25 protein-coding genes are annotated in these 25,019 nt (G+C 69.7%); 16 read left to right on the forward strand and 9 right to left on the reverse strand.

Features of this window, described 5'->3' with window-relative positions:
• Positions 1-9: 9 nt before the first annotated feature.
• The 3 genes from Q1V88_RS05075 to Q1V88_RS05085 form a co-directional block, all read right to left on the reverse strand.
• Positions 10-957: an ABC transporter substrate-binding protein gene (locus Q1V88_RS05075; RefSeq protein WP_300678775.1), complete on the reverse strand. Its 948-nt coding sequence runs from the start codon at positions 955-957 to the stop codon at positions 10-12.
• A 214-nt stretch (positions 958-1,171) separates the two neighbouring features.
• Positions 1,172-1,960, reverse strand: a complete 789-nt coding sequence (locus Q1V88_RS05080) for an ABC transporter permease (protein ID WP_300678778.1) — start codon at positions 1,958-1,960, stop codon at positions 1,172-1,174.
• Entirely contained in the window at positions 1,957-2,784 is an 828-nt protein-coding gene (locus Q1V88_RS05085) for an ABC transporter ATP-binding protein (protein WP_300678780.1), read from the reverse strand. Before Q1V88_RS05085 ends, Q1V88_RS05080 begins: the two co-directional genes overlap by 4 nt.
• Positions 2,785-2,871: 87 nt before the next feature.
• On the opposite strand from Q1V88_RS05085, the gene Q1V88_RS05090 reads away from it, so the two are divergent.
• From Q1V88_RS05090 to fdhD, 6 genes are read left to right on the forward strand one after another with little or no spacing between them, the layout of a single operon-like run.
• Positions 2,872-3,654 (forward strand): exodeoxyribonuclease III, encoded by a 783-nt coding sequence (locus tag Q1V88_RS05090; RefSeq protein ID WP_300678783.1) that lies wholly within the window; start codon positions 2,872-2,874, stop codon positions 3,652-3,654.
• A 19-nt stretch (positions 3,655-3,673) separates the two neighbouring features.
• Complete coding sequence (locus Q1V88_RS05095; protein WP_300678785.1) at positions 3,674-4,084, forward strand: GNAT family N-acetyltransferase; 411 nt, start codon at positions 3,674-3,676, stop codon at positions 4,082-4,084.
• Positions 4,081-4,734 carry a potassium channel family protein gene (locus tag Q1V88_RS05100; protein ID WP_300678788.1) on the forward strand — a complete coding sequence of 218 codons (654 nt, stop codon included), beginning with the start codon at positions 4,081-4,083 and terminating at the stop codon, positions 4,732-4,734. The genes Q1V88_RS05095 and Q1V88_RS05100 overlap by 4 nt, the downstream gene beginning before the upstream one ends.
• A gap of 55 nt (positions 4,735-4,789) precedes the next feature.
• A complete protein-coding gene (locus tag Q1V88_RS05105; protein ID WP_300678791.1) occupies positions 4,790-6,064 on the forward strand; it encodes an HNH endonuclease signature motif containing protein in 1,275 nt (424 codons plus the stop codon).
• A gap of 5 nt (positions 6,065-6,069) precedes the next feature.
• A complete protein-coding gene (locus Q1V88_RS05110) occupies positions 6,070-8,361 on the forward strand; it encodes an FdhF/YdeP family oxidoreductase (RefSeq protein ID WP_300678794.1) in 2,292 nt (763 codons plus the stop codon).
• Complete coding sequence (gene fdhD / locus Q1V88_RS05115; RefSeq protein ID WP_300678796.1) at positions 8,349-9,167, forward strand: formate dehydrogenase accessory sulfurtransferase FdhD; 819 nt, start codon at positions 8,349-8,351, stop codon at positions 9,165-9,167. Before Q1V88_RS05110 ends, fdhD begins: the two co-directional genes overlap by 13 nt.
• On the opposite strand, the gene Q1V88_RS05120 is transcribed toward fdhD, so the two are convergent.
• Genes Q1V88_RS05120 through Q1V88_RS05130 form a run of 3 tightly spaced genes read right to left on the reverse strand, consistent with a single transcriptional unit; the run spans position 9,164 to position 12,062 of the window.
• Positions 9,164-9,688 carry a DinB family protein gene (locus tag Q1V88_RS05120; RefSeq protein WP_300678798.1) on the reverse strand — a complete coding sequence of 175 codons (525 nt, stop codon included), beginning with the start codon at positions 9,686-9,688 and terminating at the stop codon, positions 9,164-9,166. The two genes, fdhD and Q1V88_RS05120, sit on opposite strands and share 4 nt — an antisense overlap.
• Positions 9,689-9,710: 22 nt before the next feature.
• Entirely contained in the window at positions 9,711-11,261 is a 1,551-nt protein-coding gene (locus Q1V88_RS05125; RefSeq protein WP_300678801.1) for a lipase family protein, read from the reverse strand.
• 30 nt (positions 11,262-11,291) lie between these two features.
• On the reverse strand, positions 11,292-12,062 hold the full coding sequence (locus Q1V88_RS05130) for a putative protein N(5)-glutamine methyltransferase (RefSeq protein WP_300678804.1): 771 nt from the start codon (positions 12,060-12,062) through the stop codon (positions 11,292-11,294).
• A 49-nt stretch (positions 12,063-12,111) separates the two neighbouring features.
• Between Q1V88_RS05130 and htpX the strand changes: the two genes are divergently transcribed.
• Positions 12,112-12,984, forward strand: a complete 873-nt coding sequence (gene htpX, locus Q1V88_RS05135; RefSeq protein WP_300678805.1) for a zinc metalloprotease HtpX — start codon at positions 12,112-12,114, stop codon at positions 12,982-12,984.
• 4 nt (positions 12,985-12,988) lie between these two features.
• Here htpX and Q1V88_RS05140 read toward each other — a convergent pair whose 3' ends face one another.
• Complete coding sequence (locus tag Q1V88_RS05140) at positions 12,989-13,609, reverse strand: L-threonylcarbamoyladenylate synthase (protein ID WP_300678808.1); 621 nt, start codon at positions 13,607-13,609, stop codon at positions 12,989-12,991.
• A 1-nt stretch (position 13,610) separates the two neighbouring features.
• Positions 13,611-14,594, reverse strand: coding sequence for a 4-hydroxy-3-methylbut-2-enyl diphosphate reductase (locus Q1V88_RS05145; protein ID WP_300678847.1), 984 nt, complete (start codon positions 14,592-14,594; stop codon positions 13,611-13,613).
• 37 nt (positions 14,595-14,631) lie between these two features.
• On the opposite strand from Q1V88_RS05145, the gene xseA reads away from it, so the two are divergent.
• Both xseA and Q1V88_RS05155 read left to right on the forward strand, forming a co-directional pair.
• On the forward strand, positions 14,632-15,885 hold the full coding sequence (gene xseA / locus Q1V88_RS05150) for an exodeoxyribonuclease VII large subunit (RefSeq protein WP_300678810.1): 1,254 nt from the start codon (positions 14,632-14,634) through the stop codon (positions 15,883-15,885).
• Positions 15,863-16,093, forward strand: coding sequence for an exodeoxyribonuclease VII small subunit (locus Q1V88_RS05155; protein WP_300678813.1), 231 nt, complete (start codon positions 15,863-15,865; stop codon positions 16,091-16,093). The genes xseA and Q1V88_RS05155 overlap by 23 nt, the downstream gene beginning before the upstream one ends.
• Here Q1V88_RS05155 and Q1V88_RS05160 read toward each other — a convergent pair.
• Positions 16,074-16,673: a DUF4245 family protein gene (locus Q1V88_RS05160; RefSeq protein WP_300678816.1), complete on the reverse strand. Its 600-nt coding sequence runs from the start codon at positions 16,671-16,673 to the stop codon at positions 16,074-16,076. The two genes, Q1V88_RS05155 and Q1V88_RS05160, sit on opposite strands and share 20 nt — an antisense overlap.
• A 108-nt stretch (positions 16,674-16,781) precedes the next feature.
• On the opposite strand from Q1V88_RS05160, the gene glpX reads away from it, so the two are divergent.
• The 7 genes from glpX to Q1V88_RS05195 all read left to right on the forward strand — a co-directional run bounded on the left by glpX (position 16,782) and on the right by Q1V88_RS05195 (position 24,831).
• A complete protein-coding gene (gene glpX / locus Q1V88_RS05165; RefSeq protein ID WP_300678820.1) occupies positions 16,782-17,810 on the forward strand; it encodes a class II fructose-bisphosphatase in 1,029 nt (342 codons plus the stop codon).
• Between the two features lie 177 nt (positions 17,811-17,987).
• Entirely contained in the window at positions 17,988-19,226 is a 1,239-nt protein-coding gene (locus Q1V88_RS05170) for an extracellular solute-binding protein (RefSeq protein WP_300678825.1), read from the forward strand.
• Positions 19,223-20,176, forward strand: coding sequence for a sugar ABC transporter permease (locus tag Q1V88_RS05175; protein WP_300678831.1), 954 nt, complete (start codon positions 19,223-19,225; stop codon positions 20,174-20,176). The genes Q1V88_RS05170 and Q1V88_RS05175 overlap by 4 nt, the downstream gene beginning before the upstream one ends.
• Positions 20,176-21,015, forward strand: a complete 840-nt coding sequence (locus Q1V88_RS05180; protein ID WP_300678833.1) for a carbohydrate ABC transporter permease — start codon at positions 20,176-20,178, stop codon at positions 21,013-21,015. The genes Q1V88_RS05175 and Q1V88_RS05180 overlap by 1 nt, the downstream gene beginning before the upstream one ends.
• 4 nt (positions 21,016-21,019) lie before the next feature.
• Positions 21,020-22,234, forward strand: coding sequence for a sn-glycerol-3-phosphate ABC transporter ATP-binding protein UgpC (gene ugpC / locus Q1V88_RS05185; protein ID WP_300678835.1), 1,215 nt, complete (start codon positions 21,020-21,022; stop codon positions 22,232-22,234).
• Between the two features lie 9 nt (positions 22,235-22,243).
• A complete protein-coding gene (locus Q1V88_RS05190) occupies positions 22,244-23,128 on the forward strand; it encodes an alpha/beta hydrolase (RefSeq protein WP_300678838.1) in 885 nt (294 codons plus the stop codon).
• Positions 23,129-23,139: 11 nt separating this feature from the next.
• Complete coding sequence (locus Q1V88_RS05195; RefSeq protein ID WP_300678841.1) at positions 23,140-24,831, forward strand: fumarate hydratase; 1,692 nt, start codon at positions 23,140-23,142, stop codon at positions 24,829-24,831.
• Positions 24,832-25,019 lie beyond the last annotated feature (188 nt).

Genomic DNA, 25,019 nt, shown 5'->3' on the forward strand with positions numbered 1-25,019 from the left:
ACGGGCCGCTTACGGAGCCGGCCAGATCACCTTGTTGTCGTCGCCGACGACCTTGTTCGCGTAGTCGTTGTCGAACCAGGTCTGGGCGGTGGTCGGGTCGATCTTCGAGCCGGCGTAGGTGTTGACGTCGCCGACCAGCGAGGTCACGTTGGCCAGGTCGATCGAGCCGAACTTGCCCGGCAGCGGGTTGTCGGCCACCAGGGTGGACTCGGTGGTCCACACGGCGGTCTCGTGGGCCTTGTCGTCGTTCGGGTCGGCCTGCTGCTTCTGCTGCAGGTCGATGCACTCGGCGATGTGGGCCGGCTCGGCGCAGTACTGGAACGCCTTGAAGGTCGCCCGGAGGAAGTCCTCCAGCGCCTCGGGGTGGGCCGCAGCCCAGTCGGCGTTGGCCGCGATCGCCCCGACGGAGCCCGCGACGCCGTAGTCCTTCGGCTCCCAGACCGTGACCTTGGTGCCCTTGTCCTTGAGCAGGTTCGGCTCGTTGGAGATGAAGCCGGTCAGACCCTGGACCTGTCCGCGGGTCAGGATCGTCGGGTCGTAGCCGACCTTGACCTGCTTGACCTTGCTCATGTCGACGCCGGCCTTGTCCAGCATCGCCGAGACCGACACCGGCACCCAGCCCTTGTAGCCCAGGGTCTTGCCCTGCAGCTGGGTGAGGTCGGTGATCGAGGGCATCGTCATCAGCACGTCGAGGCCGGCGTTGGAGTACGACGACACGCCGAGCACCTTCGGCGTACCGCCATTGGCGATCGTGGAGGCGTTCGAGGTCAGCACGTCCTGCTCGGAGAGCGGACCGATCTGGACCTTGCCGCTCTGCACAAGCTTGGCGTTGACAGTGGTGTCCCCCTGCCCGGGCTGGAGGTCGACGTTGAGGCAGAGATCCTTGTAGTAGCCCAGCTTGTCGGCGGCGATGACCTCGAGGATCGAGGCTGAGGCCTGCCAGTAATAGCCGGACATGTAGGTGATCTTGCCTGCGGCTTCGTTGGTCTTGCAGCGCGCTGCCGAGATGGCACCGGAGCTGCCGGGGGACGCCGAACTCTTGTCGTCACTTCCACCACAGGCGGAAAGCGAAGCAACGAGTACAGCGGCTCCCAGGGCAGCCACGGTGTGGCGCAGTCGGGTGCGGATGAACATTCGTTTCTCCTTGTTGGGCCCCCGGGCGGGGGCTTTCTTAGGTGTTCTGTCTGGACTCCTGCCAGTGCAGAACCCTGCGTTCGACGATGGTGACGAACAGCAGGAGGAGTGAGCCCATCATCGCGAGGACGAAGATGGCGGCCCACACCGTGGACAGGTGGTTCATGGAGGTGGCCACCTGGATCGTGGTGCCGAGGCCTGCGGCGGAGCCTGCGGCGTTGAGCTCGGCGACGACGGCGCCGATGATCGAGAGCGGGAAGACGATCTGGAGCGCGGCGAAGACGTAGGGCAGGGAGCCGGGGATGCGCAGGTAGCGCAGCACCTCCCAGCGTGAGGCGTTCACCGACTCATAGACCTGCAGCACCTGCTTGGGCACGGTCCGCAGCCCGGCGGCGGTGTTGATCAGGATCGGGAAGAAGCAGATCAGGCTGGTCAGGATCAGCTTGGGCGCCGGCCCGAACCCGAAGGCCACCACCAGCGCCGGGGCGATCGCGACCAGCGGGGTCACGTTGAGCACGACCGCGACCGGCATGATCGCGCGCCGGGCCAGGGGCAGCTCGGAGATCAGGATGGCCAGCGCGAACGCCACCACGAACCCGATCCCGAGCCCGGCCAGGGCCTCGCGCAACGTCACCCAGGCCTGCTCCAGGAAGTACGTCGGCTGGTCGCGCAGCTGGCTGCCGATGTCGCTCAACGGCGCCAGCAGATAGGGCCACTGCCCGGCGGCCCAGTGCCACACGAACCCCAGCACGACGGCCATCACGACGCCCGGACCCCAGATCGCGGGGCTGAGGAAGCTCAGCCGACGACGTACCGACGTCCTCATCGCTCCTCCGCCGTCTCGGAGTGGCCGAAGGCGAACCGGAGCTGCTCACGGATCTGGAGCTCGTAGGCGTGGAACTCGGGGCTCTCCACCACGTCGTTGCCGCGCGGTCGGGGCAGGTCGATGTCGACGACGTCGGTGATCCGGCCCGGCCGCGGTGCCATCACCACGACGGTGTCGGAGAGCCGGACCGCCTCGGAGATCGAGTGGGTGACGAAGACGACGGTGGAGCGGGTGTCGCCCCACAGCTCCAGGAGCTGCTCCTGGAGCGCCTCGCGGGTGAACTCGTCGAGGGCGGAGAACGGCTCGTCCATCAGCATCACGTCGGGACGCAGTCCGAACGCGCGCACGATCGCGGCGCGTTGCCGCATCCCGCCGGAGAGCTGGCTGGGGAGCTTGTGCATCACCTCGCCCAGGCCGGCCCGGCGGAGCAGGTCCTCCATGTCGGGCAGCGGGGTGCGGTTGTGCTTGCGGTTCATCCTGGCCGGGAGGCTGACGTTCTTGAGCACGCTCAGCCAGGGCAGCAGCGACGGGCCCTGCGGGACCAGGCCGAGGGCCTTGCGCTCGGCCGCCTGCCGCGGGGTCATGCCGTCGACGGTGACGGTGCCACGGTCGGGCTCCTCCAGGCCACCGATCAGGCGCAGCAGGGTGGACTTGCCGCAGCCGCTGGGGCCGATGATGGAGACGAACGCGCCGGAGGGGACGCTGAGGTCGACGTCGCTGAGCGCCATCACCCGGGAGTCGTCGGGCAGGTCGTAGTGCCGGCAGACGTTCTGCACGACGATCGCGGGGTCAGCGGGTGCTTCCCCGTCGCGGCGCAGCTTCACTCGCGACATTCTTCCCCACGGGTAGGACAGAACCGACTTCTCGGTCCGGTCCGTGGTCCTGTCGGGGCGGGTCGCTAGCCTGGGCGCGTGCGCATCGCTACCTGGAACGTGAACTCCCTGCGGACCCGTATCGACCGGGTCGAGGCCTTCCTCGACCGTCACGACATCGACGTCCTGGCTGTCCAGGAGATCAAGGCCAAGAGCGACCAGATCCCGATGATGGGTCTGCAGTCGCGCGGCTACGAGGTCGCCGCGGTGGGCTACAACCAGTGGAACGGCGTGGCCCTGATCAGCCGGGTCGGGATCGAGGACGTCCAGGTCGGCTTCGACGGGATGCCGCAGTTCAAGGAGGCCGACGAGGCCCGCGCGATCTTCGCGACCTGTGGCGGCGTCCGGGTCGGCTCGCTGTACGTCCCCAACGGCCGCAAGCCCGACGACCCGCACTACGCCTACAAGCTGGAGTGGCTCGAGGCGCTGCGCGTGGCCGCTGCGGAGTGGAACGACACCCCCACCGCCCTGGTCGGCGACTGGAACGTGTGCCCGTTCGACGAGGACTGCTTCGACCCGAAGCAGTTCAAGAACTCCACCCACCTCACCCAGCCCGAGCGCGACGCGTTCTTCGCGATCGAGTCGACGTACGCCGACGTGGTGCGGCCGTTCGCCCCCGGCCCGGAGGTCTACACCTACTGGGACTACTTCCGGCAGCGCTTCGAGCGCAACCGGGGGCTGCGGATCGACTTCGTGCTGGGCTCCCCCACCTTCGCCTCCCGCGTCACCGGCGCCTTCATCGACACCGAGGAGCGCGACCCGGCCCAGGGCACGGGCGCCCCGAGCGACCACGCTCCCGTGGTCGTCGACCTCACCGACTGAGCCTTGCTAGCGTCGCGCTGTGATCCGACCCGCCACCCAGCGCGACGTGCAGGCTCTGCTCACCCTGTGGGCGGTCGCGGCGGAGAACGACTCCCGGCCGACCGACACCGCGGCGATGGTCGAGACGCTGCTCGCCCGCGACCCGGAGTGCTGCCTCGTCGCCGAGGAGGGCTCCGCGATCATCGGCTCGATCATCGCGGGCTGGGACGGCTGGCGTGCCCACCTGTACCGCCTGGCCGTGCACCCCGACGCCCGGCGGCGTGGGATCGGCTCGGCACTCCTCGCCGCCGCCGAGACCCGGCTCCGCGACCTCGGTGCCGGCCGTTTCGACGCGATGGTGTTGGAGGGCAACGAGCTGGGGCAGTCCGTGTGGGCCGCTGCCGGCTACGCCCCGCAGCCTGAGTGGCGACGGTGGGTGCGCGGGTCATGACGATGACGCGGGTGCAGCGCTGGGAGCGTCGCTCGGAGGTCCCGCTGCTGCTGCTCGCCCTCGGGTTTCTGCTGGCCTACGCCTGGCCGGTCCTGGACCCGCGGCTGAGCCCTGACGTCGAGACCGTCCTGACGATCGCGTCCTGGGCGGTCTGGATCGTCTTCGCCGTCGACTTCGCGATCCGGCTCTTCCTCGCCCACGATCGACGGGCCTACGCCCTCTCCCACTGGTACGACGTCCTCCTGATCGTCCTGCCGATGCTCAGACCTCTGCGGATGCTGCGCCTGCTCGGCCTGGTGCGGGTGCTCAACCGGTCGGCCGCCTCCCGCGCCTCCCGGGCCGTGACCTACGTCGCCGGGGTGGCGGTGATGGCGGTCGGCCTCGGCGCCCTGGCGATGCTCGACGCCGAGCGCGACGCCCACGGTGCGAACATCACGACCTTCGGCGACGCACTGTGGTGGGCCGTCTCGACGGTGACCACGGTCGGCTACGGCGACCGCTACCCGGTCACCACCGAGGGCCGCTGCGTGGCCTTCGCCCTGATGCTGGTCGGGATCTCCGTCGTCGGTGTCGTGACCGCCTCGGTAGCCGCGTGGCTGCTCTCCTCGATCAACGCCGACAAGGCCGAGGAGCAGATTCCCGACGAGTGAGCCGGGCTGGTCGGGCCGCCCGGTTTTGTCGGTGCCTTCCCATACTGTGATGGGTATGAAGCCGAGTGGTTCGGACGTCGTCACCAACAGTGCTGAGGCACTGTTGGCGGGCTGGCGTGCCGACCAGGCCAAGGCTCGCCGTCGTGAGGTGAAGGCCTTGGACAAGGCGATCCGCTGGCTCACCGTGGTGGCCGAGATAGGCCCGTCGGAGCAGCGGTACGGCCTGGAGATGCCCGTTGGTGGCGATGGCTGCCCTCGCATCGGCGAGGAAGCAGTGGCCGAGTTCGCTGCGTTTGCCCAGATGAGCCCCCGCGCTGCACTGTCGTATCTCGCTGATGCGTGGGACCTGGCCTGGCGGTTCCCCGAGACCCTCGCTGCCGTCCGCGAAGGCAGGGTCGAGGTGTGGCGAGCCCGGCAGGTCGCCGCGACACTCCGCGGTGTTCCGGCCGAGGGTGCGCGGTACGTCGACGAGGTGATCGCCCCGATCGCGCATCGGGTCGGGATGGCCCGGCTCCGACGCATGGTCGTCTTCGCCGAGATCCTGAGTGACCCCGACGCGGCGGTCGCCCGGGCTCGGGCAGCAGCCGAGGGCCGGGCGATCAGTGTCTCCGGGACCGGGCAGCCCGACGGCCTCGCGGACGTGTTCGGACGCTTGGATGCCGCTGACGCGGCGGACTTCGAGGCCGCGATCCAAGAGGTCGCGGCCGAGCTTGCCACTGTGGATGAGAACGCCGAGTCCGAGTCTCTGGACGTCCGCCGGGCGAAGGCAGTCGGGGTGATCGCGCGCCGGCACCTCGCTGGGGAGACCCCAGGAGCGGTGACGCGGGTGGTGCATACCTACGTCCACCTCACCCCTGACTCACCCGTCGCCCACATCGAAGCCGGCAACACCCTGGCCCCGGTCGAACGTGTAGCTGAGTGGTGCCGCACCGCCGGCACGAAGGTCATCATCCGACCCGTCCTCGACCTCGCCACCCCGCACACCCGCGACGGCTACGTCCCCACCGAGACCATGCGCGAACAAGCGATCCTGATCAACCGGACCTGCGTCCACCCCTGGTGCGACCGCACCGCCAGAGCCAGCGACCTCGACCACATCACCCCCTACAACCCCAGCGGACCACCCGGCCAGACCACCAGCACCAACCTCGCACCGCTCTGTCGCCACCACCACCGCCTCAAGACCCACAGCGGATGGCAGTACCAGCACCTCGAACCCGGCATCTACCTCTGGACCACCCCGGCAGGGCGGCACTACCTCCGCACGCCCAGCGGCACCACGACGCTCCACAACGTCGGGCCTCCAGCCGCCTCACGAGGGGTAGCCTGACGAGCATGGAGGCCAGCGACCTGTTCGGCGTACCCGACGAGCCCGACCTGAGGATCACCGAGCCGGCGGACCACGCCGCGGGGGTGAAGGCCGTCGCGGTGGCGATGGGGCGGGCACTGCACGAGATGGGTCCGGCCCGCACCGCGAAGACCCTGACCAAGCTCAACCAGGTCGACGGGTTCGACTGCATGAGCTGTGCCTGGCCCGATCCCGACCCGGAGCACCGCCACACCGCGGAATTCTGCGAGAACGGCGCGAAGGCGGTCGCCGAGGAGGCCACCACCGAGCGTGTGACGCCGGAGTTCTTCGCCGAGCACAGCGTCGCCGACCTCCGCCAGCGCACCGACTACTGGCTCGGCAAGCAGGGCCGGATCACGCATCCGATGGTGCTGCGTCCCGGTGCGACGCACTACACCCCGATCGCCTGGGACGACGCGTTCGCGCTCATCGGCGACCAGCTCAATGCTCTGGACTCCCCCGACAACGCCGCGTTCTACACCTCGGGCCGGGCCTCGAACGAGGCCGCGTTCGTCTACCAACTCTTCGCTCGCGCCTACGGCACCAACAACCTGCCGGACTGCTCGAACATGTGCCACGAGTCCAGCGGCGTCGCACTGGGCGACACCATCGGGATCGGCAAGGGCAGTGTCTCGCTGACCGACCTCTACCGTGCCGACCTGATCGTGCTGGCCGGCCAGAACCCGGGCACCAACCACCCCCGGATGCTCTCCGCCCTCGAGATCGCCAAGAGGCGCGGCGCCAAGATCCTCAGCATCAACCCGCTGCGCGAGGCGGGGCTGCGCAACTTCCGCAACCCGCAGACCCCGCGCGGCGTCGTCGGCCACGGCACCGACCTGTCCGACCTGCACCTGCCGATCAAGATCGGCGGCGACCAGGCGCTCTTCACCGCGATCGGCTCCCTCCTGCTGCGCTGGGGCGCCATCGACCCCGAGTTCATCGAGGCCCACACCGAAGGGTTCGAGGCCTGGCGTGCCCACGTCGCCGAGATCGACTGGGACCAGATCGAGCGGATCACCGGCTTGGAGCGGCGCCAGATCGAGGCCGCCGCCGCGATGGTCGCCGACTCCACCGCCACGGTCTGGTGCTGGGCGATGGGCCTGACCCAGCACCGCCACGCCGTGCCCACCCTCAAGGAGATCGTCAACCTCGCCCTGGTCAAGGGCGACATCGGGCGGCCCGGCGCGGGCCTGTGCCCGGTCCGCGGCCACTCCAACGTGCAGGGCGACCGCACGATGGGGATCTGGGAGAAGCCGCCGGCCGACTTCCTCGACGCCCTCGACGCGACCTTCGCGATCACCTCACCCCGCGAGCACGGGTACGACGCCGTCGACACCATCCGGGCGATGCTGGACGGCCGGGTCGGGGCGTTCGTCGCCCTGGGCGGCAACTTCCTGCACGCCGCCCCCGACACCGCGATCACCGCCGAGGCGCTGCGTCGTACCGCCCTGACCGTGCAGATCTCCACCAAGCTCAACCGCTCCCACCTGATCACCGGCGCGACCGCGCTGATCCTGCCGACCCTGGGCCGCACCGAGCGCGACAAGCAGGCCGCAGGGCCCCAGTTCGTCACCGTCGAGGACTCGATGTCGGTGGTGCACGCCTCCCGTGGACGCCTCGACCCCGCCAGCCCCGAGCTGCGCAGCGAGGTCGCGATCGTCACCGGGATCGCCGAGGCGGTCCTCGGCACCGCCAGCGGGATCGACTGGGCGGGCCTGCGCGCCGACTACGCCCGGATCCGGGCCGGGATCGAGCAGGTCGTGCCCGGCTTCGACGACTTCGAGGCCCGCGTCGCCTCCACCGCCGGCTTCGTGCTGCCGCACCCGCCCCGCGACGAACGCCGCTTCGAGACCCCGACCGGCAAGGCCCAGTTCACCGTCTCCGACCTGGACGAGTTCGACGTGCCGCCGGGCCACCTGGTGCTCCAGACGCTGCGCAGCCACGACCAGTACAACACCACGATCTACGGCTTCAGTGACCGCTACCGCGGCATCGAGGGCGGCCGCCATGTCGTCATGCTCAACGGCCGCGACATCGAGGCCCTCGGCCTGCGTGACGGCGACCGGGTCGACATCGTCGCGCACTGGCCCGGGGACGACATCGACCGTCGGGTCACCGGCTTCCGGGTCGTCGAGTACGACACCCCACGCGGCTCGGCGGCGGCGTACTACCCCGAGACCAACCCGCTGATCCCGCTCGACTCCGTCGCCACCGGCTCCAACACCCCGACCTCCAAGTCGGTCGTCGTCCGGTTGGAGCCGTCCGCATGGGCCGGGTGACGACCCGGCGCCCCGTTCTCAAGGTCCGTCCCGACAGCGTCGTACGCCGTCCCGACACCCTGGCCGTCGAGGAGCCGTTGGAGCTGCGGATCGATCACCGCTCCCTGGTGGTGACGATGCGCACCCCCGGCGCCGACGTCGACCTCGCCCACGGGTTCCTGCTCGGCGAGGGGATCATCGGCGGTGGCGCCGACGTGATCACCGCGCAGCACTGCTTCGACTCCGACCTCAACGTGCTGGAGATCCAGCTCGGCCCCGAGGCCACCCCGCCGACCCGGCAGCGCACGTTCGTCGCCACCAGCGCCTGCGGGGTCTGCGGCAAGGAGTCGATCGAGGACGTCCGGCGTCAGACCCGCTGGCCGCTCACCGCACCGACGCCGCAGACCGCTCCCCTGGTCGCGGCGACCACGGTGCTCAGGCTCCCCGACCTGCTCCGCGAGGCGCAGGCGGTCTTCGATAAGACCGGTGGGCTGCACGCCGCCGGGCTCTTCACCGCCGAGGGCACCCTGCTCGCCGTCCGCGAGGACGTGGGCCGGCACAACGCCGTGGACAAGGTGATCGGCTGGGCGGTGCGCGAGGGGCTCACCCCGCTGCACGAGGTGATCCTGATGGTCAGCGGCCGCGCCTCGTTCGAGCTGGTGCAGAAGGCGGTGATGGCGGGCATCCCGGTGCTGGCCGCGGTCTCGGCGCCGTCCTCCCTGGCCGCCGACCTCGCCGAGGAGACCGGCCTGACCCTGGCCGGCTTCGTCCGCGGCTCGGGGATGAACGTCTACACCTGGCCCGAGCGGATCGACACCGGGTCCTAGACCAGGCCGACGTCGCGACCGTGGTGCACCAGGTCGTGCAGGAAGTACGGCACCAGCGTCGCCACGGTGAACCGCGAGCCGTTGGAGCGCTGCCCGGTCCGCTCCAGCGCCGAGGCCGGGACGAGCTCGATCGCCCGGGCGATCGCCTCTCCGGAAGCGGCCAGCTCGACGGCGACCACGGCCGGGTCCTGCGAGCCGTAGTCGGCGGCCAGGGCGGTCTCGTCCTGGTCCCAGTTCGCGAAGTCGGGGTTGTCCAGGACGAGCATCAGGTCGAGTCGGGCGAGCATGATCCGGCAGACGTCGCGCAGGTGGGCGGCGTACTCCAACGGCGACCAGGTCGCCTCGTCGGGCCTGGCCCCGAGACCGGTGCGCGACTCGAGCAGGTGCACCCACAGGGCGACGTGGCGCCGGGTCACGCCGGGCACCTCGGCGAAGCGCACCGCCGCCGGGTCGAAGCCACACTCGGAGCACTGCCGCTCCAGGACCCAGGTCCAGTCTTTGTCATCGGGGACGATCGCCATCGGGCCATCCTCCCAGGCCGACTCAGCGGTGGGCGACCCATTTCGTGCTGCCCGCGACCGTGTCGCGGCCCTGGGCGACGATCACCAGGTAGCGCGTCCTCGCCCGCCCGTTACGGTCGCGCACGACCCGCTTCGCCTGCCCCTGAGCGTCGAGCGTCGCGGTCCGCAGCAGGACCTTCCGCTTGCCCTTGAGTCGATAGAAGCGGGCCGTGGCACCGGCCGCGTCCGCCCCGGCCGAGACCCGCAGCACGTCGTGGCGCTGTCCGCGGTTCGTGACCGTGAGCGTCGGCGAGATCGAGAGTCGCTTCAGGGCGATCGGTGCCAGCGAGCTGCCGGCCGGGATGGAGGAGCAGTTGCCGATCATCGGCAGCCCCGCCATCCGTGCTCCCAGCCACGGCAGCGCCTGGGCGAAGAACGCCAGCGCGGCCGTGGTGTGGTCGGCCTTGTCGACCACCTGGAGGTTCACCTTCACCCCTTGCGAGCAGTACTCGTGCGCGAGTGCCTGGGTGTCCTTGACGATCATCACGTTGTCGCCGATGCCGTCGGCGTTGCCGACCGCCATGAACATCGGCGAGGTCGGGTGGCCCGGCACGCTGCCCATGATCAGCCGGTTGACGATCCGGGTGATCACCGGGATGTGCAGGAAGTCCGCATAGGCAGGCTTCACCAGCTGCTGCACGGTCAGCCCCGGATAGGCGCCGTTGAAGGAGCCGATGCACTGGTCCGAGACCGCCCGGGTCACCTTGGCACCGTACGGCGACAGGTACCGGCTCAGGTCGGTGTCGAAGGCCCTGCCCAGCGCCACCACAGCCGCCGGGATGACGCCCGACCACGTCTTCGAGCCGTTGACGTAGTTCAGGTTGTGCGCCAGGTCGACCGGGATGCCCCCGATCGCGGTGCCGGCGATGGTGAGCTCGGGGGCGTAGCTGGGCGCCAGCTCGGCGGCCCACTCCCCGCCGATCGAGCCGCCGGAGTAGCCGAACAGCCCGACCTTGGTCGTGGCCGGGAGGCCCAGCAGGGACTCGGTGGCGCGGACCGCGTCGAGCGTGTTCCACCCCGACTCGTGGCCAGCCACCCAGTGCAGGTCCTTGCCCTCGAAGTCGGGCACGGTGACGGCGTACCCCTGGGCGATCAGGCTGGCGATCAGGCCGGACTCGATCTGGGCCTGCTGGTTGTTGTCGGCGGTGCCGGCGTCGCCGCCACGCAGGGTGTAGCTCGGCGAGCAGATGTCGCCGAGGGCGTCGTAGAAGCTCAGGTAGCTCACCACCCCCGAGATCGCACCGACCGGCGCGATCACGGTGGTGACGGTGCTCGACGGCCGGCCGAGCTCGTCCTGGGTGCGGTAGAGCACCTGGGTGGCGTTGACCGGGATCGTCGAGACGATCTTCGCTGTCACCGCCCGGGTGCGCAGCACGGCCCCCGGCTTGGCGGCCGCCATCCCCGCCGGATCGGCGTAGAAGGCGTCGTCGTGCGGGCGCGGGATCGCGTCGGCAGCGACAGCGGCCCGGGCCGGCAGCGTCAGCCCCGCGGCGACCAGGAGCGGAACCAGCAGGAGCCGAGTGAGGTACGTCACACGACTCTTAACCCTGCGACGCCCCGAAGGTTACGCGCGGGTGGCGATCAGCACCGTCGCCTCGCGCTCCTCGTCACGGACCGCCGCCCCACGCAGCCCGGCATCGGCGATCAGGGTCAGTCCGGTGGCGACCTGGTCCACCCCGACCTCGATCAGCAGCCGGCCCCCGACCGCGAGCCAGGCCGGGGCCTGCGCGATCAGGACCCGATGGTGGTCCAGCCCGTCAGCGCCACCGTCCAGGGCCGTGGCCGGCTCGTGCAGCCGGGCCTCGGGCGGCATCGTGGCCAGCGCCGCCGAGGGCACGTAGGGCGCGTTGGCCACGATCAGGTCGACGGTGCCGCCCAGCTCGGCCGGCACCGGCTCGAACCAGGAGCCGCACAGCACCCGGTCGCCCGGCTCGGCCAGGTTCCGCGCCGCGCAGGCGACCGCGACCGGGTCCACGTCGACCGCCCACACCTCCAGATCGGGCAGGTGACGGCGTACGGCGGCAGCCAGGGCGCCCGACCCACAGCCGAGGTCCAACAGACGCCGCGGCGGGTCGGGGGTCGCGAGCGCCACCGCGACCAGGGCCAGCGACCGCTGCCGGGGCACGAACACGCCTCGGGACAGGTGCAGCCGCAGCCCGCCGAAGTCGACCCAGCCGAGGATCACCTCCAGGGGCTCCCCCGCCTCACGGCGGACCACCAGCCGCTCCAGGTCCGCACCGGCGGCGGCCTGGATCAGCAGGGCCGCCTCCTCCTCGGCGAAGACGCAGCCCGCCGCACGCAGCCGGGCCGTCACGGCGACCTCGTGAGCGTCCACACGGCCACGCTACGGGAACGAGAACACCGAAATGTGCGTTGATAGGAACGTGCACCACCATTTCAACGGCCTCAAGACCGCGCTGCTGTTCGGGGTCATGTGGGCGGTCGTCTTCGGCGTCTGGGCCCTGCTCGGCGCCAAGTCGTCGCTCCTGTGGATCTTCGTGCTGATCGGCCTGGGCACGACCTTCTACGGCTACTGGAACTCCGCGAAGATGGCGATCCGAGCGATGCGCGCCTACCCGGTGACCGAGCAGCAGCAGCCGGCGATGTACCGGATCGTGCGCGAGCTCTCCACCAAGGCGGGCCAGCCGATGCCACAGCTCTACGTCTCCCCGACCGAGGCACCCAACGCATTCGCCACCGGCCGCAACCCGAGCAACGCCGCGGTGTGCTGCACCGAGGGCATCCTGCGCCTGCTCGACGAGCGCGAGCTGCGCGGCGTGCTCGGTCACGAGCTGATGCACGTCTACAACCGCGACATCCTGACCTCCTCGATCGCCGCGGCGATGGCCGGTCTGATCACGTCGCTGGCCCAGTTCCTGATGTTCTTCGGCGGCGGGCGCGACGAGAACGGCAACCGGGCCAACCCGTTGGCCGCGATCGCGATGGCGATCCTGGCCCCGATCGGCGCCAGCATCATCCAGCTGGCGATCTCGCGGACCCGCGAGTACGACGCCGACGAGGACGGCTCGAAGCTGACCGGCGATCCGCTCGCCCTGGCCTCGGCGCTGCGCAAGCTGGAGGACGGCACCGCCGCCGCCCCGCTCGCCCCCGAGCCGGAGCTGCAGAACGTCTCCTCGATGATGATCGCCAACCCGTTCAACACCGAGGGCGTGCGCAACCTGTTCTCCACGCACCCGCCGATGGAGGACCGGATCGCCCGGCTGGAGTCGATGGCGGGCGGCACGTACCCGAGCTAAGCGCTCAGAAGCGGTCGGGGTCCCCCGCGCCGCGACGCAGGATCTCGGGGGCACCCTCGCTCCAGTCGATCACCGTGGTCGGCTCGGCCGGAGTGTCCTCGCCGGTCTCCACGACGATGTCGACGACGTGGTCGAGCGCCTCCTTGATCTCCCACCCGCTGGTGCGCGCCTCGGACTCGCCGGGCATCATCAGGGTCGAGGAGAGGATCGGCTCACCGAGCTCGTCCAGGATCGCCTGCACCACCACGTGGTCGGGGATCCGCACCCCCACCGTCTTCTTCTTCGGGTGCAGCAGGCGCCGCGGGACCTCCGGGGTGCCCGGCAGGATGAAGGTGTAGGGCCCCGGCGTGGCCGCCTTGATCGCCCGGAACGCACTGTTGTCGACGTGCACCATCTGACCGAGCTGGCTGAAGTCGCGGCAGATCAGGGTGAAGTGGTGCTTCTCGTCGAGCTCGCGGATCGCCAGGATCCGCTCCTTGCCGTCCCTGGACCCGATCCGCGCGCCGAGGGCGTAGCCCGAGTCCGTCGGGTAGGCGATCACCTGATCGTCGCGCAGCGCCTCGACGATCTGCGAGATCAGTCGCGGCTGCGGGTTGACCGGGTGGACATCGAGATAACGAGCCATCTCACGCTCCTGCCTGGGCAGCGGCCTTGAGGTCGCGCCGAAGTTCCTTGGGAAGGGCAAAGACCAGCGACTCCTCGGCGCTGGTCACCGCCTGCGCACCGGGGAAGCCACGATCAGCCAACCACGCCAGCACGTCCTGGACCAGACCCTCGGGGACGCTGGCACCACTGGTCACCGAGACCGAGCGGACGCCCTCGAGCCAGCCCTCCTCGATCTCGCCGGCGTCGTCGACGCGGTACGCCGCCTTCGCGCCGGCCTCCAGTGCGACGTCGACCAGCCGCATCGTGTTCGAGGAGTTCCGCGAGCCGACCACGATCACCAGGTCCGCCGCTACGGCGATCTCCTTGATCGCGAGCTGGCGGTTCTGGGTGGCGTAGCAGATGTCGTCGCTCGGCGGGTCGATCATCTGCGGGAAGCGGGCCCGCAGCGCCTTGACCGTCTCCATCGTCTCGTCCACGCTCAGCGTGGTCTGGGAGAGCCAGACCACCTTGGCCGGGTCGCGCACGACCAGGTTCTCGACGTCGCCGGGGTGCTGGACCAGCTGGATGTGGTCGGGCGCCTCCCCCATCGTGCCCTCGACCTCCTCGTGGCCGGCGTGGCCGACCAGGACGATGTCGTAGTCCTCGTTGGCGAACCGGACCGCCTCGTAGTGCACCTTCGTCACCAGCGGGCAGGTCGCGTCGATCGTCTTGAGCTGGCGGACCTCGGCGTCGGCGTGCACCGCCGGGCTCACCCCGTGGGCGGAGAAGACCACGGTCTCCCCCGCCGGCACCTGGTCGAGCTCCTCGACGAAGATGGCACCGCGGCTGCGCAGGTCGTCGACGACGTGCTTGTTGTGCACGATCTCCTTGCGGACGTACACCGGAGCGCCGTACAGCTCCAGCGCCTTCTCCACGGTGACGACGGCACGGTCCACGCCCGCGCAGTATCCGCGCGGAGAGGCCAGCAGGACCTGCTTCTCGTCGTCGCTGAGCACGCGGGGCATCGCCAGATCTGTCACCGGGCCAGTCTACGGTTGCGTCATGGCCTTGGAGACTTCCCCGGAGCAGCCCGCCCCGGTGCGGCAGATCGCGAACGCGATCTCGGGGTGGATCGACAAGCTGGGTGCGGTCTGGGTCGAGGGCCAGATCGCCCAGATCAGCCGCCGACCGGGGATGGCGACGGTCTTCATGACGCTGCGCGACTCCCATGCCGACATCTCCATCCAGGTCACCGCCCAGCGTCACGTGGTGGACTCGCTGGCGACCCCGCTGACCGAGGGCGCCAGCGTGATCATCAACGCCAAGCCGTCCTTCTACGCCAACCGCGGCACGCTCTCGCTCTTCGCCCGCGAGATCCGGCCGGTCGGTCTGGGCGCCCTCCTGGCCCGGCTGGAGCAGCGCCGCCAGCTGCTCGCCGCCGAGGGGCTCTTCGCCGCCGAGCTCAAGCGCCGGCTGCCGTTCCTGCCGCACACCATCGGCCTGGTCACCGCCGCCAACTCCGCCGCCGAGCGGGACGTGCTGGAGACCGTACGCCGGCGCTGGCCCGGCGCCACCTTCCGCGTGATCCACACCCCGATGCAAGGCACCCGCTGTGTGCCCGAGGTGATCGACGCACTGGACCGCCTCGACCACGACCCCGACGTCGACGTGATCGTGGTGGCCCGTGGCGGCGGCTCGGTGGAGGACCTGCTGCCGTTCAGCGACGAGTCCCTGATCCGCGCCGTGCACCGGCTCACCACCGCGGTGGTCAGTGCGATCGGGCACGAGCCCGACACCCCACTGCTCGACCTGGTCGCCGACCTGCGCGCCTCCACCCCGACCGACGCCGCCAAGCACGTGGTGCCCGACGTGGCCGAGGAGCTGCGCCTGGTCACCGGCGCCCGGGCCCGGCTGCGCACCGTGCTCGACCACTGGCTCAGCCGCGAGCAGCTCGGCCTGGACTCACTGCGCAACCGTCCCGAGATGCGCGACCCGCGCTCGATGGTCGACGGGCGCCTCGACGAGATCGCCGCCCTGCGCGAGCGCAGCCGACGGGTGCTCTCCCACCAGCTCGACCGGGCCGCCGACGACATCGACCACCACCGCGCCCGAGCCCGGGCGCTCTCCCCGCTGGCGACGCTACGGCGCGGCTACGCGGTGGTCCAGGACGGCGAGGGCCGGGTGTTGACCAGCATCACCGCGACCGCGCCTGGCGCCCCGGTGAGCATCAGGCTGGCCGATGGGCGGATCCACGCCGACGTACGCACGACCGAGCACGACAAGGAGGCCGCCGATGGCGACCGCGAAGAAGACTGAGTCCCCCGCCGACCCCGCGCCGAAGGTCAGCTACGAGGAGGCCCGCGCCGAGCTGGTCGAGGTCGTCCGGGCGCTGGAGAACGGCGGCACCACCCTGGAGGAGTCGCTGGCACTGTGGGAGCGCGGCGAGCGGCTCGCCACCGTGTGCCAGGAGTGGCTCGACGGGGCGCGCGCCCGCCTCGACGCCGTTATCGAGTCTGAGCAGTAGTCGGCGCCGTGGTCAGGGACTCGGCGACCGCCTGAAGATCCTCGACCGAGGCCGAGCCGTAGACCACCACGGTGGTGGTGCCGAGCTTGGTCGCGAAGGCATGGTCGCCGCCCGAGTCCGACCAGGTCGTCCAGGCGGTCGGACCGGTGGCCAGCCCCGAGGTGAGGGTGACGTCCTTGCCCTGGCGCGCGTGCTTGTCGACGTACGTCGTCAGCAGCGTGCTCAGGTCCTCGTTCTCCTGCTCCACGCCGATGAACTTGTCGTCCTTGGTCAGCACCGACAGTCCCCAGACCGGACGGTCGCCCGGGGTGAAGCGGACCGCGGTGGCGATCGCACCGGCGGGCAGGGTCGGCGGATAGGCGATCGCGTACTTCGCCTCCTGCACGGTCTGCACGGTGCCCAGGTAGTCGACCGCCTCGGGCTGGATCTCGGGCCGGTCGTGGGTGGCGTTCTGCAGGGCCCAGTAGGCCACCACGCCGATTACCGCGACGATCATCGACGCGATCAGGCCCCCGAACGTCCGCGGGTACCGACGGGCTCCCTGCGCCGGTTCGGAAGGGGTCTGCTGCGTCTGAGTCACCGGACCAGTGTTCCAGAGGGCACTATGGATCGTTCAAGCGACGTAGGTCTCACAAACGCACGCTCAGAGGTCATCGTGAGGCAACCCGCGACCGCTAAGGTGCGCCTTATGAGCACCCTCCCCGAGTCCCTGGACGTCCCGACTCCCGCCCCCGACCGCAACCTCGCGCTCGAGCTCGTGCGGGTCACGGAGGCCGCCGCGATGGCAGCTGCTCGCTGGGTCGGGCGGGGTGACAAGAACGGTGCCGACGGTGTCGCGGTGAACGCGATGCGCACGATGATCTCGACCGTCGCGATGAACGGCACCGTCGTGATCGGTGAGGGCGAGAAGGACAACGCCCCGATGCTCTACAACGGCGAGCAGGTCGGTGACGGCACCGGACCCGAGTGCGACGTCGCCGTCGACCCGATCGACGGCACCACCCTGACCGCCAAGGGGATGAGCAACGCCGTCGCCGTCATGGCGGTGGCGCCGCGCGGCACCATGTACGACCCGAGCGCGGTCTTCTACATGGAGAAGCTCGTCACCGGCCCCGAGGCCGCCGACGTCGTCGACATCCGGCTGCCCGCCGCCGAGAACATCCACCTGGTGGCCAAGGCCAAGGGCACCAAGCCCTCCGACATCACCGTGATCGTCCTCGACCGTCCGCGTCACGCCGACCTGGTCGACGAGATCCGCGCCTCCGGTGCCCGGATCAAGTTCATCACCGACGGCGACGTCGCCGGTGCCATCTCCGCGGCCCGGGCGGGCTCGGGCGCCGACCTGCTGCTCGGCGTCGGCGGCACCCCCGAGGGCATCGTCGCCGCCTGCGCGATGAAGGCCATCGGCGGCACCATCCAGGGTCGGCTGTGGCCCACCGACGACGCCGAGCGTCAGCGCGCGCTGGACGCCGGCCACAACCTGGACCCCGACTTCGTGCTGCACACCAACGACCTGGTCACCGGCGACGACTGCTTCTTCGTCGCCACCGGCATCACCGACGGCGACCTGATGCGCGGCGTCTCCTTCGGCCCGCACGGCTCGGTCTTCACCGAGTCCCTGGTGATGCGCAGCCGCTCGGGCACGATCCGCAAGGTCGCCTCCGAGCACCAGCTCTCCAAGCTGCAGGCGTACTCGGCGATCGACTTCGGTCGCTGAGCCTGCCCCGCCGCCACAGCGCCGTCCTCCCCCGTGGGAGGGCGGCGCTGTTTGATCTCCCCTAGATGGGGGCACCACTCCGACGACGCTGGACGCCACCAGCCCCAGGGGTTATACCTGTGATGTAGGTCACTGCTGAACATCGGGAAAGGCAGCTCTATGAGGCGACGAGGGAAAGTGCTCGCTTCCGTCGCGGCTGCCGCCCTGGCCTCGACCACCCTGGCGGCCTGCGGATCCTCGGGCGGCACGCCCCAGCTGGTCTGGTACATCAACCCCGACAACGGCGGGCAGGCAGCCCTGGCCAAGGACTGCAGCACCTCGCAGTACACGATCACGACCCAGCTCCTCCCCCAGGACGCCACCCAGCAGCGCGTCCAGCTCGCCCGCCGGCTCAACGCCCACGACAGCTCGATCGACCTGATGAGCCTCGACCCGGCCTACACCGCCGAGCTCGCGAACGCCGGCTACCTGGCGACCCTGCCCGACGCACTCCAGGCGAGCCTGAAGCAGCAGTCGTTCAAGGGCGCCGTCGACGCCTCCAGCTGGGACGGCAAGCTCGCGGTGGCCCCGTTCTGGTCCAACACCCAGGTGCTCTGGTACCGCACGTCGGTGGCCCGCAAGGCCGGCCTGGACATGACCAAGCCGGTGACCTGGGACCAGATCATCGACGCCGCCACGAAGACCGGCACCAAGGTCGCCGTCCAGGCCAACAAGTACGAGGGCTACGTCGTGCTGATCAACGCCCTGATCATGGGTGCCGGGGGCGACATCGCCAGCAACCTGACCGACGGCATCGACGCGAAGGTCGACATCGACTCCGCCGCCGGCAAGGCCGCCGCCCAGGTGATCCAGAAGCTCGCGCACAGCTCGGCAGCACCGCCGGACCTCTCCATCGCCCAGGAGGGCCAGTCCGAGGCCACCTTCGCCTCCTCGATCGGCGGGTTCCTGACCAACTGGACCTACATCTACAGCGCCCACAGCAAGACGCTGGGCAGCGATCTGGGCTATGCCCGCTACCCCGAGACCGTGGCGGGGCAGGAGTCGCGTCCGCCGTACGGCGGCATCGGGATCGGTGTCAGCAAGTACTCCCAGCACACCGACCTGGCGATGCAGGCCGTCGCCTGCCTGACCTCACCGACCAGTCAGGGCACGTACGCCCTGGCCGAGGGCAACATGCCGGCCAGCGCGGCGGGGTACGCCTACCCCGCCCTGCAGAAGGCCTACCCCGCCGATCTGCTCAAGCTCTTCGAGACCAGCGTCGACCAGGCGGGTCCGCGCCCCACCACGCCGTACTGGAGTGACATCTCCGGCGCGATCCAGTCCACCTGGCACCCCCCGGTCTCGGTCAGCCCGAGCACGCCTGGCGCCTCCTCCACCTTCATCACCCAGGTGCTGCACGGAAGGAAGCTGCTGTGACCACCACCGTCGCCACCGCTGCCACGCCCCACCGGCAGCGCGCCACGACCGACAGGGCCGCCGCGGAGAACCGTCTCGGCCTCAAGCTCGTCGCACCGGCCGTCATCGTGATGCTGGTGGTGACCGCATGGCCGATGATCCAGGCGCTCTACCTCTCGCTCTACCGCTACCGGCTGACCACGCCCGACGACCGGGCCTTCGTCGGCCTGAGCAACTACGGCACGATCCTGACCGACTCGCTGTTCTGGCGCGACACCCTCAACACGGTGCTGATCATGATCGTGAGCGTCGCCGTCGAGCTGGTGATCGGCTTCATCTTCGCGATGGTGATGCACCGCGTGATCTTCGCCCGCGGGCTGATCAGGACCTCGATCCTGATCCCGTACGGCATCATCACCGTGGTCTCGGCGTTCGCCTGGCAGTTCGCGTTCAGCCTGAACAACGGCTTCGTCAACAGCTGGTTCGCCTGGCTGCCCGGGATCCAGACCGGAGCCGATGCGACGAACTGGTTCGGACACCACTGGACCGCGATGTTCGCGATCGTCGTCTCGGAGATCTGGAAGACCACGCCGTTCATGTCGCTGCTGCTCCTGGCCGGACTCTCCCAGGTGTCGGACGACATGCTCGAGGCGGCCCAGGTCGACGGTGCGACCTGGTGGCAGCGGCTGTGGAAGGTGATCCTGCCGAACATGCGGGCCGCGATCATGGTCGCGGTGCTCTTCCGGGCACTCGACGCATTCCGGATCTTCGACAACATCTACGTGATGACCAAGGGTGCCCAGAACACCGAGTCGTCGTCGTTCCTGACCTACCGGCAGGTGATCGAGCAGTTCCAGCTCGGGATGGGGTCGGCACTGTCGGTGCTGCTCTTCCTCACCGTGCTGCTGCTGGCGTTCGGAATCGTCAAGCTCTTCCGGGTCGACCTGGCCCGGGCCCGAGGGGAGGGCTGATGGCACGCACGACGCGCAAGACCCTCGTCGGCAACGGCGTCGGGCTGGTGGTGATCCTGGTCTGGTGCCTGCTGCCCGTGGCCTGGATCCTGTCGCTCTCCTTCAAGTCGCAGGCCGAGACCAACTCCGGCAGCCCGCAGTTCCTGCCCCAGACCTGGACCCTGCAGAACTACCGCGACATCTTGAGCAACTCCGACTTCCTCTACGCGCTGCGCAACTCGTTCGGGATCGCGATCATCGCCACCGTGCTGTCGGTGATCTTCGCGACCCTGGCGGCGTACGCCATCGCTCGCCTGGAGTTCCGGGGCAAGCGCCTGGTGCTGTCCCTTGCACTGGCGATCGCGATGTTCCCGGTGGTCTCCCTGATCAGCCCGCTGTTCGACATGTGGCGCACCTTCCACCTGTTCAACACCTGGCCCGGCCTGATCATCCCGTACATGACGTTCACGCTGCCGCTGGCGATCTGGACGCTCTCGGCGTTCTTCCGCGAGATCCCGTGGGAGATGGAGCAGGCCGCCCAGGTCGACGGCGCCACCCCGTGGCAGGCGTTCCGCAAGGTGATCGTGCCGCTGGCCGCGCCCGGGGTCTTCACCGCGGCGATCCTGACGTTCTTCTTCGCGTGGAACGAGTTCGCCCTGGCGATCTCCCTGACCTCGACCACCGGAGCCCGCACCGTGCCGGCCCAGATGTCGTTCTTCGTCGGCGGCGACCCGTTCAACCCGCCGTACGGCCAGCTGGCCACGGCGTCGGTGATCGTCACGATCCCGATCGTGATCATCGTCCTGCTCTTCCAGCGCAAGATCGTCGCCGGACTGACCTCCGGCGCAGTGAAGGGGTGACCTCATGGCGTCCATCACCATGAACCACATCGTGAAGAAGTACGGCGACGGCTTCCCGGCCGTCAACGACGTCAGCATCGACGTCGCCGACGGGGAGTTCATGATCCTGGTCGGCCCCTCGGGCTGCGGGAAGTCGACCCTGCTGCGGATGATCGTCGGACTGGAGGACATCACGTCGGGCGACATGCTGATCGGCGAACGACGGGTCAACGACCTGGCGCCCCGCGACCGCAACCTGGCGATGGTCTTCCAGAACTACGCGCTCTATCCGCACCTGACGGTCTACGAGAACATCGCGTTCCCGCTCCGGCTGGCGGGCACCCCCGAGGCCGAGATCGAGACGAAGGTCAGGGCGGCGGCCGAGACCCTGGAGCTGAACGAGCACCTGGAGCGCAAGCCGTCCAACCTCTCCGGCGGCCAGCGCCAGCGGGTCGCGATGGGGCGCGCCATCGTGCGCGACGCGGACGCGTTCCTCTTCGACGAGCCGCTGTCGAACCTCGACGCCAAGCTCCGTGGCCAGATGCGCACCGAGATCGCCCGGATGCAGAAGCGGCTGGGCATCACCACCGTCTACGTCACCCACGACCAGATCGAGGCGATGACGCTCGGCGACCGGGTCGCGGTGCTCAAGCGGGGCGTGCTGCAGCAGCTCGCCACCCCACGCGAGCTCTACGACCACCCGGCGAACCTCTTCGTCGCCGGCTTCATCGGCTCCCCGCCGATGAACTTCATGCCCGCCACCGTGGAGGGCACCACCCTCACCCTCCCCTTCGGCGAGGTCGAGCTCCCCGCCGAGAAGGCGCAGGCCGCCGCCGGCAGGGGCCTGCTGATCGCCGGGATCAGGCCGGAGAGCTTCGCCGAGGCCTCGGCACCGCACGCCCGCAACGTCTCCGAGGCCAACACCTTCGACGCCACCGTCGACGTGGTGGAGTGGCTGGGCAACGAGACCTACGCCTACATCCCCTTCGAGGCGCCGCCCCAGGTGCACAGCCAGCTCACCCAGCTCGAGCAGGAGCTCGACGGCGAGGTCGTGCGCACCCAGCTGGTGATCACCCTGGACGGCTCCAGCGAGGTGGCCGAGGGCGACCGGGTGAAGATCTGGATGGATGCGGAGAAGGTGCACCTGTTCGACCCGGCGACCACGGAGAACCTCACCGTCGACCTCGGCCGGGCCGGCCGGATCCCGCATCGGGAGGCGAGCGATCCCCTCGGCACGTAGTCTCGCGATATGACTCTCGCGCAGCTCGGCTCCCTCGACCTCGCCTACGACACTTTCGGCGACCCGTCGGCGGAGCCGTTGCTGCTGGTGATGGGCCTGGGCGGACCGCTGATCTGGTGGGAGACCGGCTTGTGCGAGCAGCTCGCCGACGCCGGCTTCCACGTGATCCGGTTCGACAACCGCGACACCGGCCAGTCCACCAAGATCCGCGGCAAGGTCACCCTGCCGGGCATCGTCGGCGCCTTCCTCGGCCTGCCGGTGAAGCGACCCTACGGCCTGGAGGAGATGGCCGAGGACGCCTTCGCCCTGCTCGACCACCTCGGCATCGAGAGCGCCCACCTGGTCGGGATGTCGATGGGCGGCATGATCGTCCAGACGATGGCGGTCAGCCACCCCGAGCGGGTCAGGTCGCTGACCTCGATCATGTCGACCACCGGCAAGCGCACGGTCGGCTGGCAGGACCCACGGATCCTGCCGGCCCTGCTCACCCCGGCCAACGGCCAGGAGGGGTTCGTCCGCAACTCGGTGCGGATCTGGTCCCTGATCGAGTCCCCCGCCTTCCGGCTCACCCAGGCCCGCAAGGTCTACAACGCCGAGGCCACCTGGGAGTACGGCGTCAGCGCGGCGGGCACCGGCCGGCAGATGATGGCGGTCCTCACCCAGCGCGACCGCACCCGCGACCTGGGGCGCCTGACGGTGCCCGCCCTGGTGGTCCACGGACTCTCCGACCGGATGGTCCACGTCTCGGGCGGCCGGGCCACCTCGATGGCGATCCCCGGCTCGGAGCTGCTGCTGATCAAGGGGATGGGACACGACCTCCCCGAGCCGCTGTGGCCGACGTACGTCGCCGCGATCAGGCGCACCGCCTCCCGGGCGACCCAGCACGCGGGATAAACTCAGGCACCGTGGCGAACGCACCTGAGTTCCAGTACTCCGACCTCCTGCCCGCACACCACGACGACACGCCCTACCGGCTGGTGACGGCTGAGGGTGTGTCGACGGTGGAGGTCGACGGGCGCACGTTCCTCAAGGTCGACCCGGAGGCGATCCGTCGCCTCACCTACGAGGCGATCCACGACATCCAGCACTACCTGCGCCCGGCCCACCTGGCCCAGCTGCGCAAGATCATCGACGACCCGGAGGCCTCGGGCAACGACCGCTTCGTCGCGCTCGACCTGCTCAAGAACGTCAACATCTCCGCGGGCGGCATCCTGCCGATGTGCCAGGACACCGGCACCGCGATCGTGATGGGCAAGAAGGGCGAGGGCGTCCTGACCGGCACCGACGACGGCGCGACCGTCGCGAAGGGCATCTACGACGCCTACACCAGCCTGAACCTGCGCTACTCGCAGATGGCTCCGATCACGACGTACGACGAGAAGCCGACCGGCACCAACCTGCCGGCGCAGATCGAGATCTTTTCCACGCCGGGCACCGAGGGCAAGGCGCCTGAGTACCACTTCCTCTTCATGGCCAAGGGCGGCGGCTCGGCGAACAAGTCGTTCCTGTTCCAGGAGACCAAGGCGATCCTCAACCCGGAGCGACTGCTGACGTTCCTGGACGAGAAGCTCAAGAGCCTCGGCACCGCCGCGTGCCCGCCGTACCACCTCGCTGTCGTCATCGGTGGCACCTCGGCCGAGCACACCATGAAGACCGCCAAGCTGGCCTCGGCGCACTACCTGGACCACCTGCCCACCGAGGGCGACCTGACCGGCCACGGCATCCGGGACCCGAAGCTGGAGGAGGAGATCTTCAAGCTCACCCAGGAGTTCGGCATCGGCGCCCAGTTCGGCGGCAAGTACTTCTGCCACGACGTCCGCGTCGTGCGGCTGCCCCGCCACGGCGCCTCGCTGCCGGTCGGCATCGCCGTCTCGTGCTCGGCCGACCGCCAGGCGCTGGGCAAGATCACCGCCGAGGGCGTCTTCCTCGAGCAGCTCGAGACCGACCCCGCCCACTACATGCCCGAGGCGGGCGTCGCCGAGACCATCGAGTCGGGCGAGGTCGTCGAGATCGACCTCAACCAGCCGATGTCGCAGATCCTGGCGACGCTGTCGTCCTACCCGGTCAAGACCCGGCTGTCGCTGACCGGGCCGCTGGTCGTCGCGCGCGACATCGCGCACGCGAAGATCAAGGAGCGGCTCGACGCCGGCGAAGAGATGCCTGCCTATCTCAAGGACCACCCGGTCTACTACGCCGGCCCCGCCAAGACCCCCGAGGGCATGGCGTCGGGCTCGTTCGGGCCGACCACGGCGGGTCGGATGGACTCCTACGTCGAGCAGTTCCAAGCAGCCGGCGGCTCGATGGTGATGCTGGCCAAGGGCAACCGGTCTAAGGCGGTCACCGAGGCCTGCCACGCGCACGGCGGCTTCTATCTCGGCTCCATCGGCGGCCCCGCGGCGAGGCTGGCCCAGGACTGCATCAAGTCCGTCGAGGTGAACGAGTATCCCGAGCTCGGCATGGAGGCGATCTGGAAGATCGAGGTCGAGGACTTCCCCGCCTTCATCGTGGTCGACGACAAGGGCAACGACTTCTTCACCGACCCCGCCGGCACCACCACGGTGCCGCTGAGCGGCATCCGGGTGAGGTCGGCGCAGTAGTCGACGCAGTAATCCCTGCCACGAACCCCTGCCACGGTCGACCCCGCAGCGCAGCGGACCGGATCTCTCCAGCCGGGTCCCGCTCGTCTTCCGGGAGGGCTACCGTGGCAGCGTGTTGATCGCGGAGGACGTCCTCCTGCTCCTCATCCGCCCCGACAAGGGCAGCCTCAGCACCTCGCACCCCGAGG

Source organism: Nocardioides sp. (assembly GCF_030150155.1).
GTDB lineage: Bacteria > Actinomycetota > Actinomycetes > Propionibacteriales > Nocardioidaceae > Nocardioides.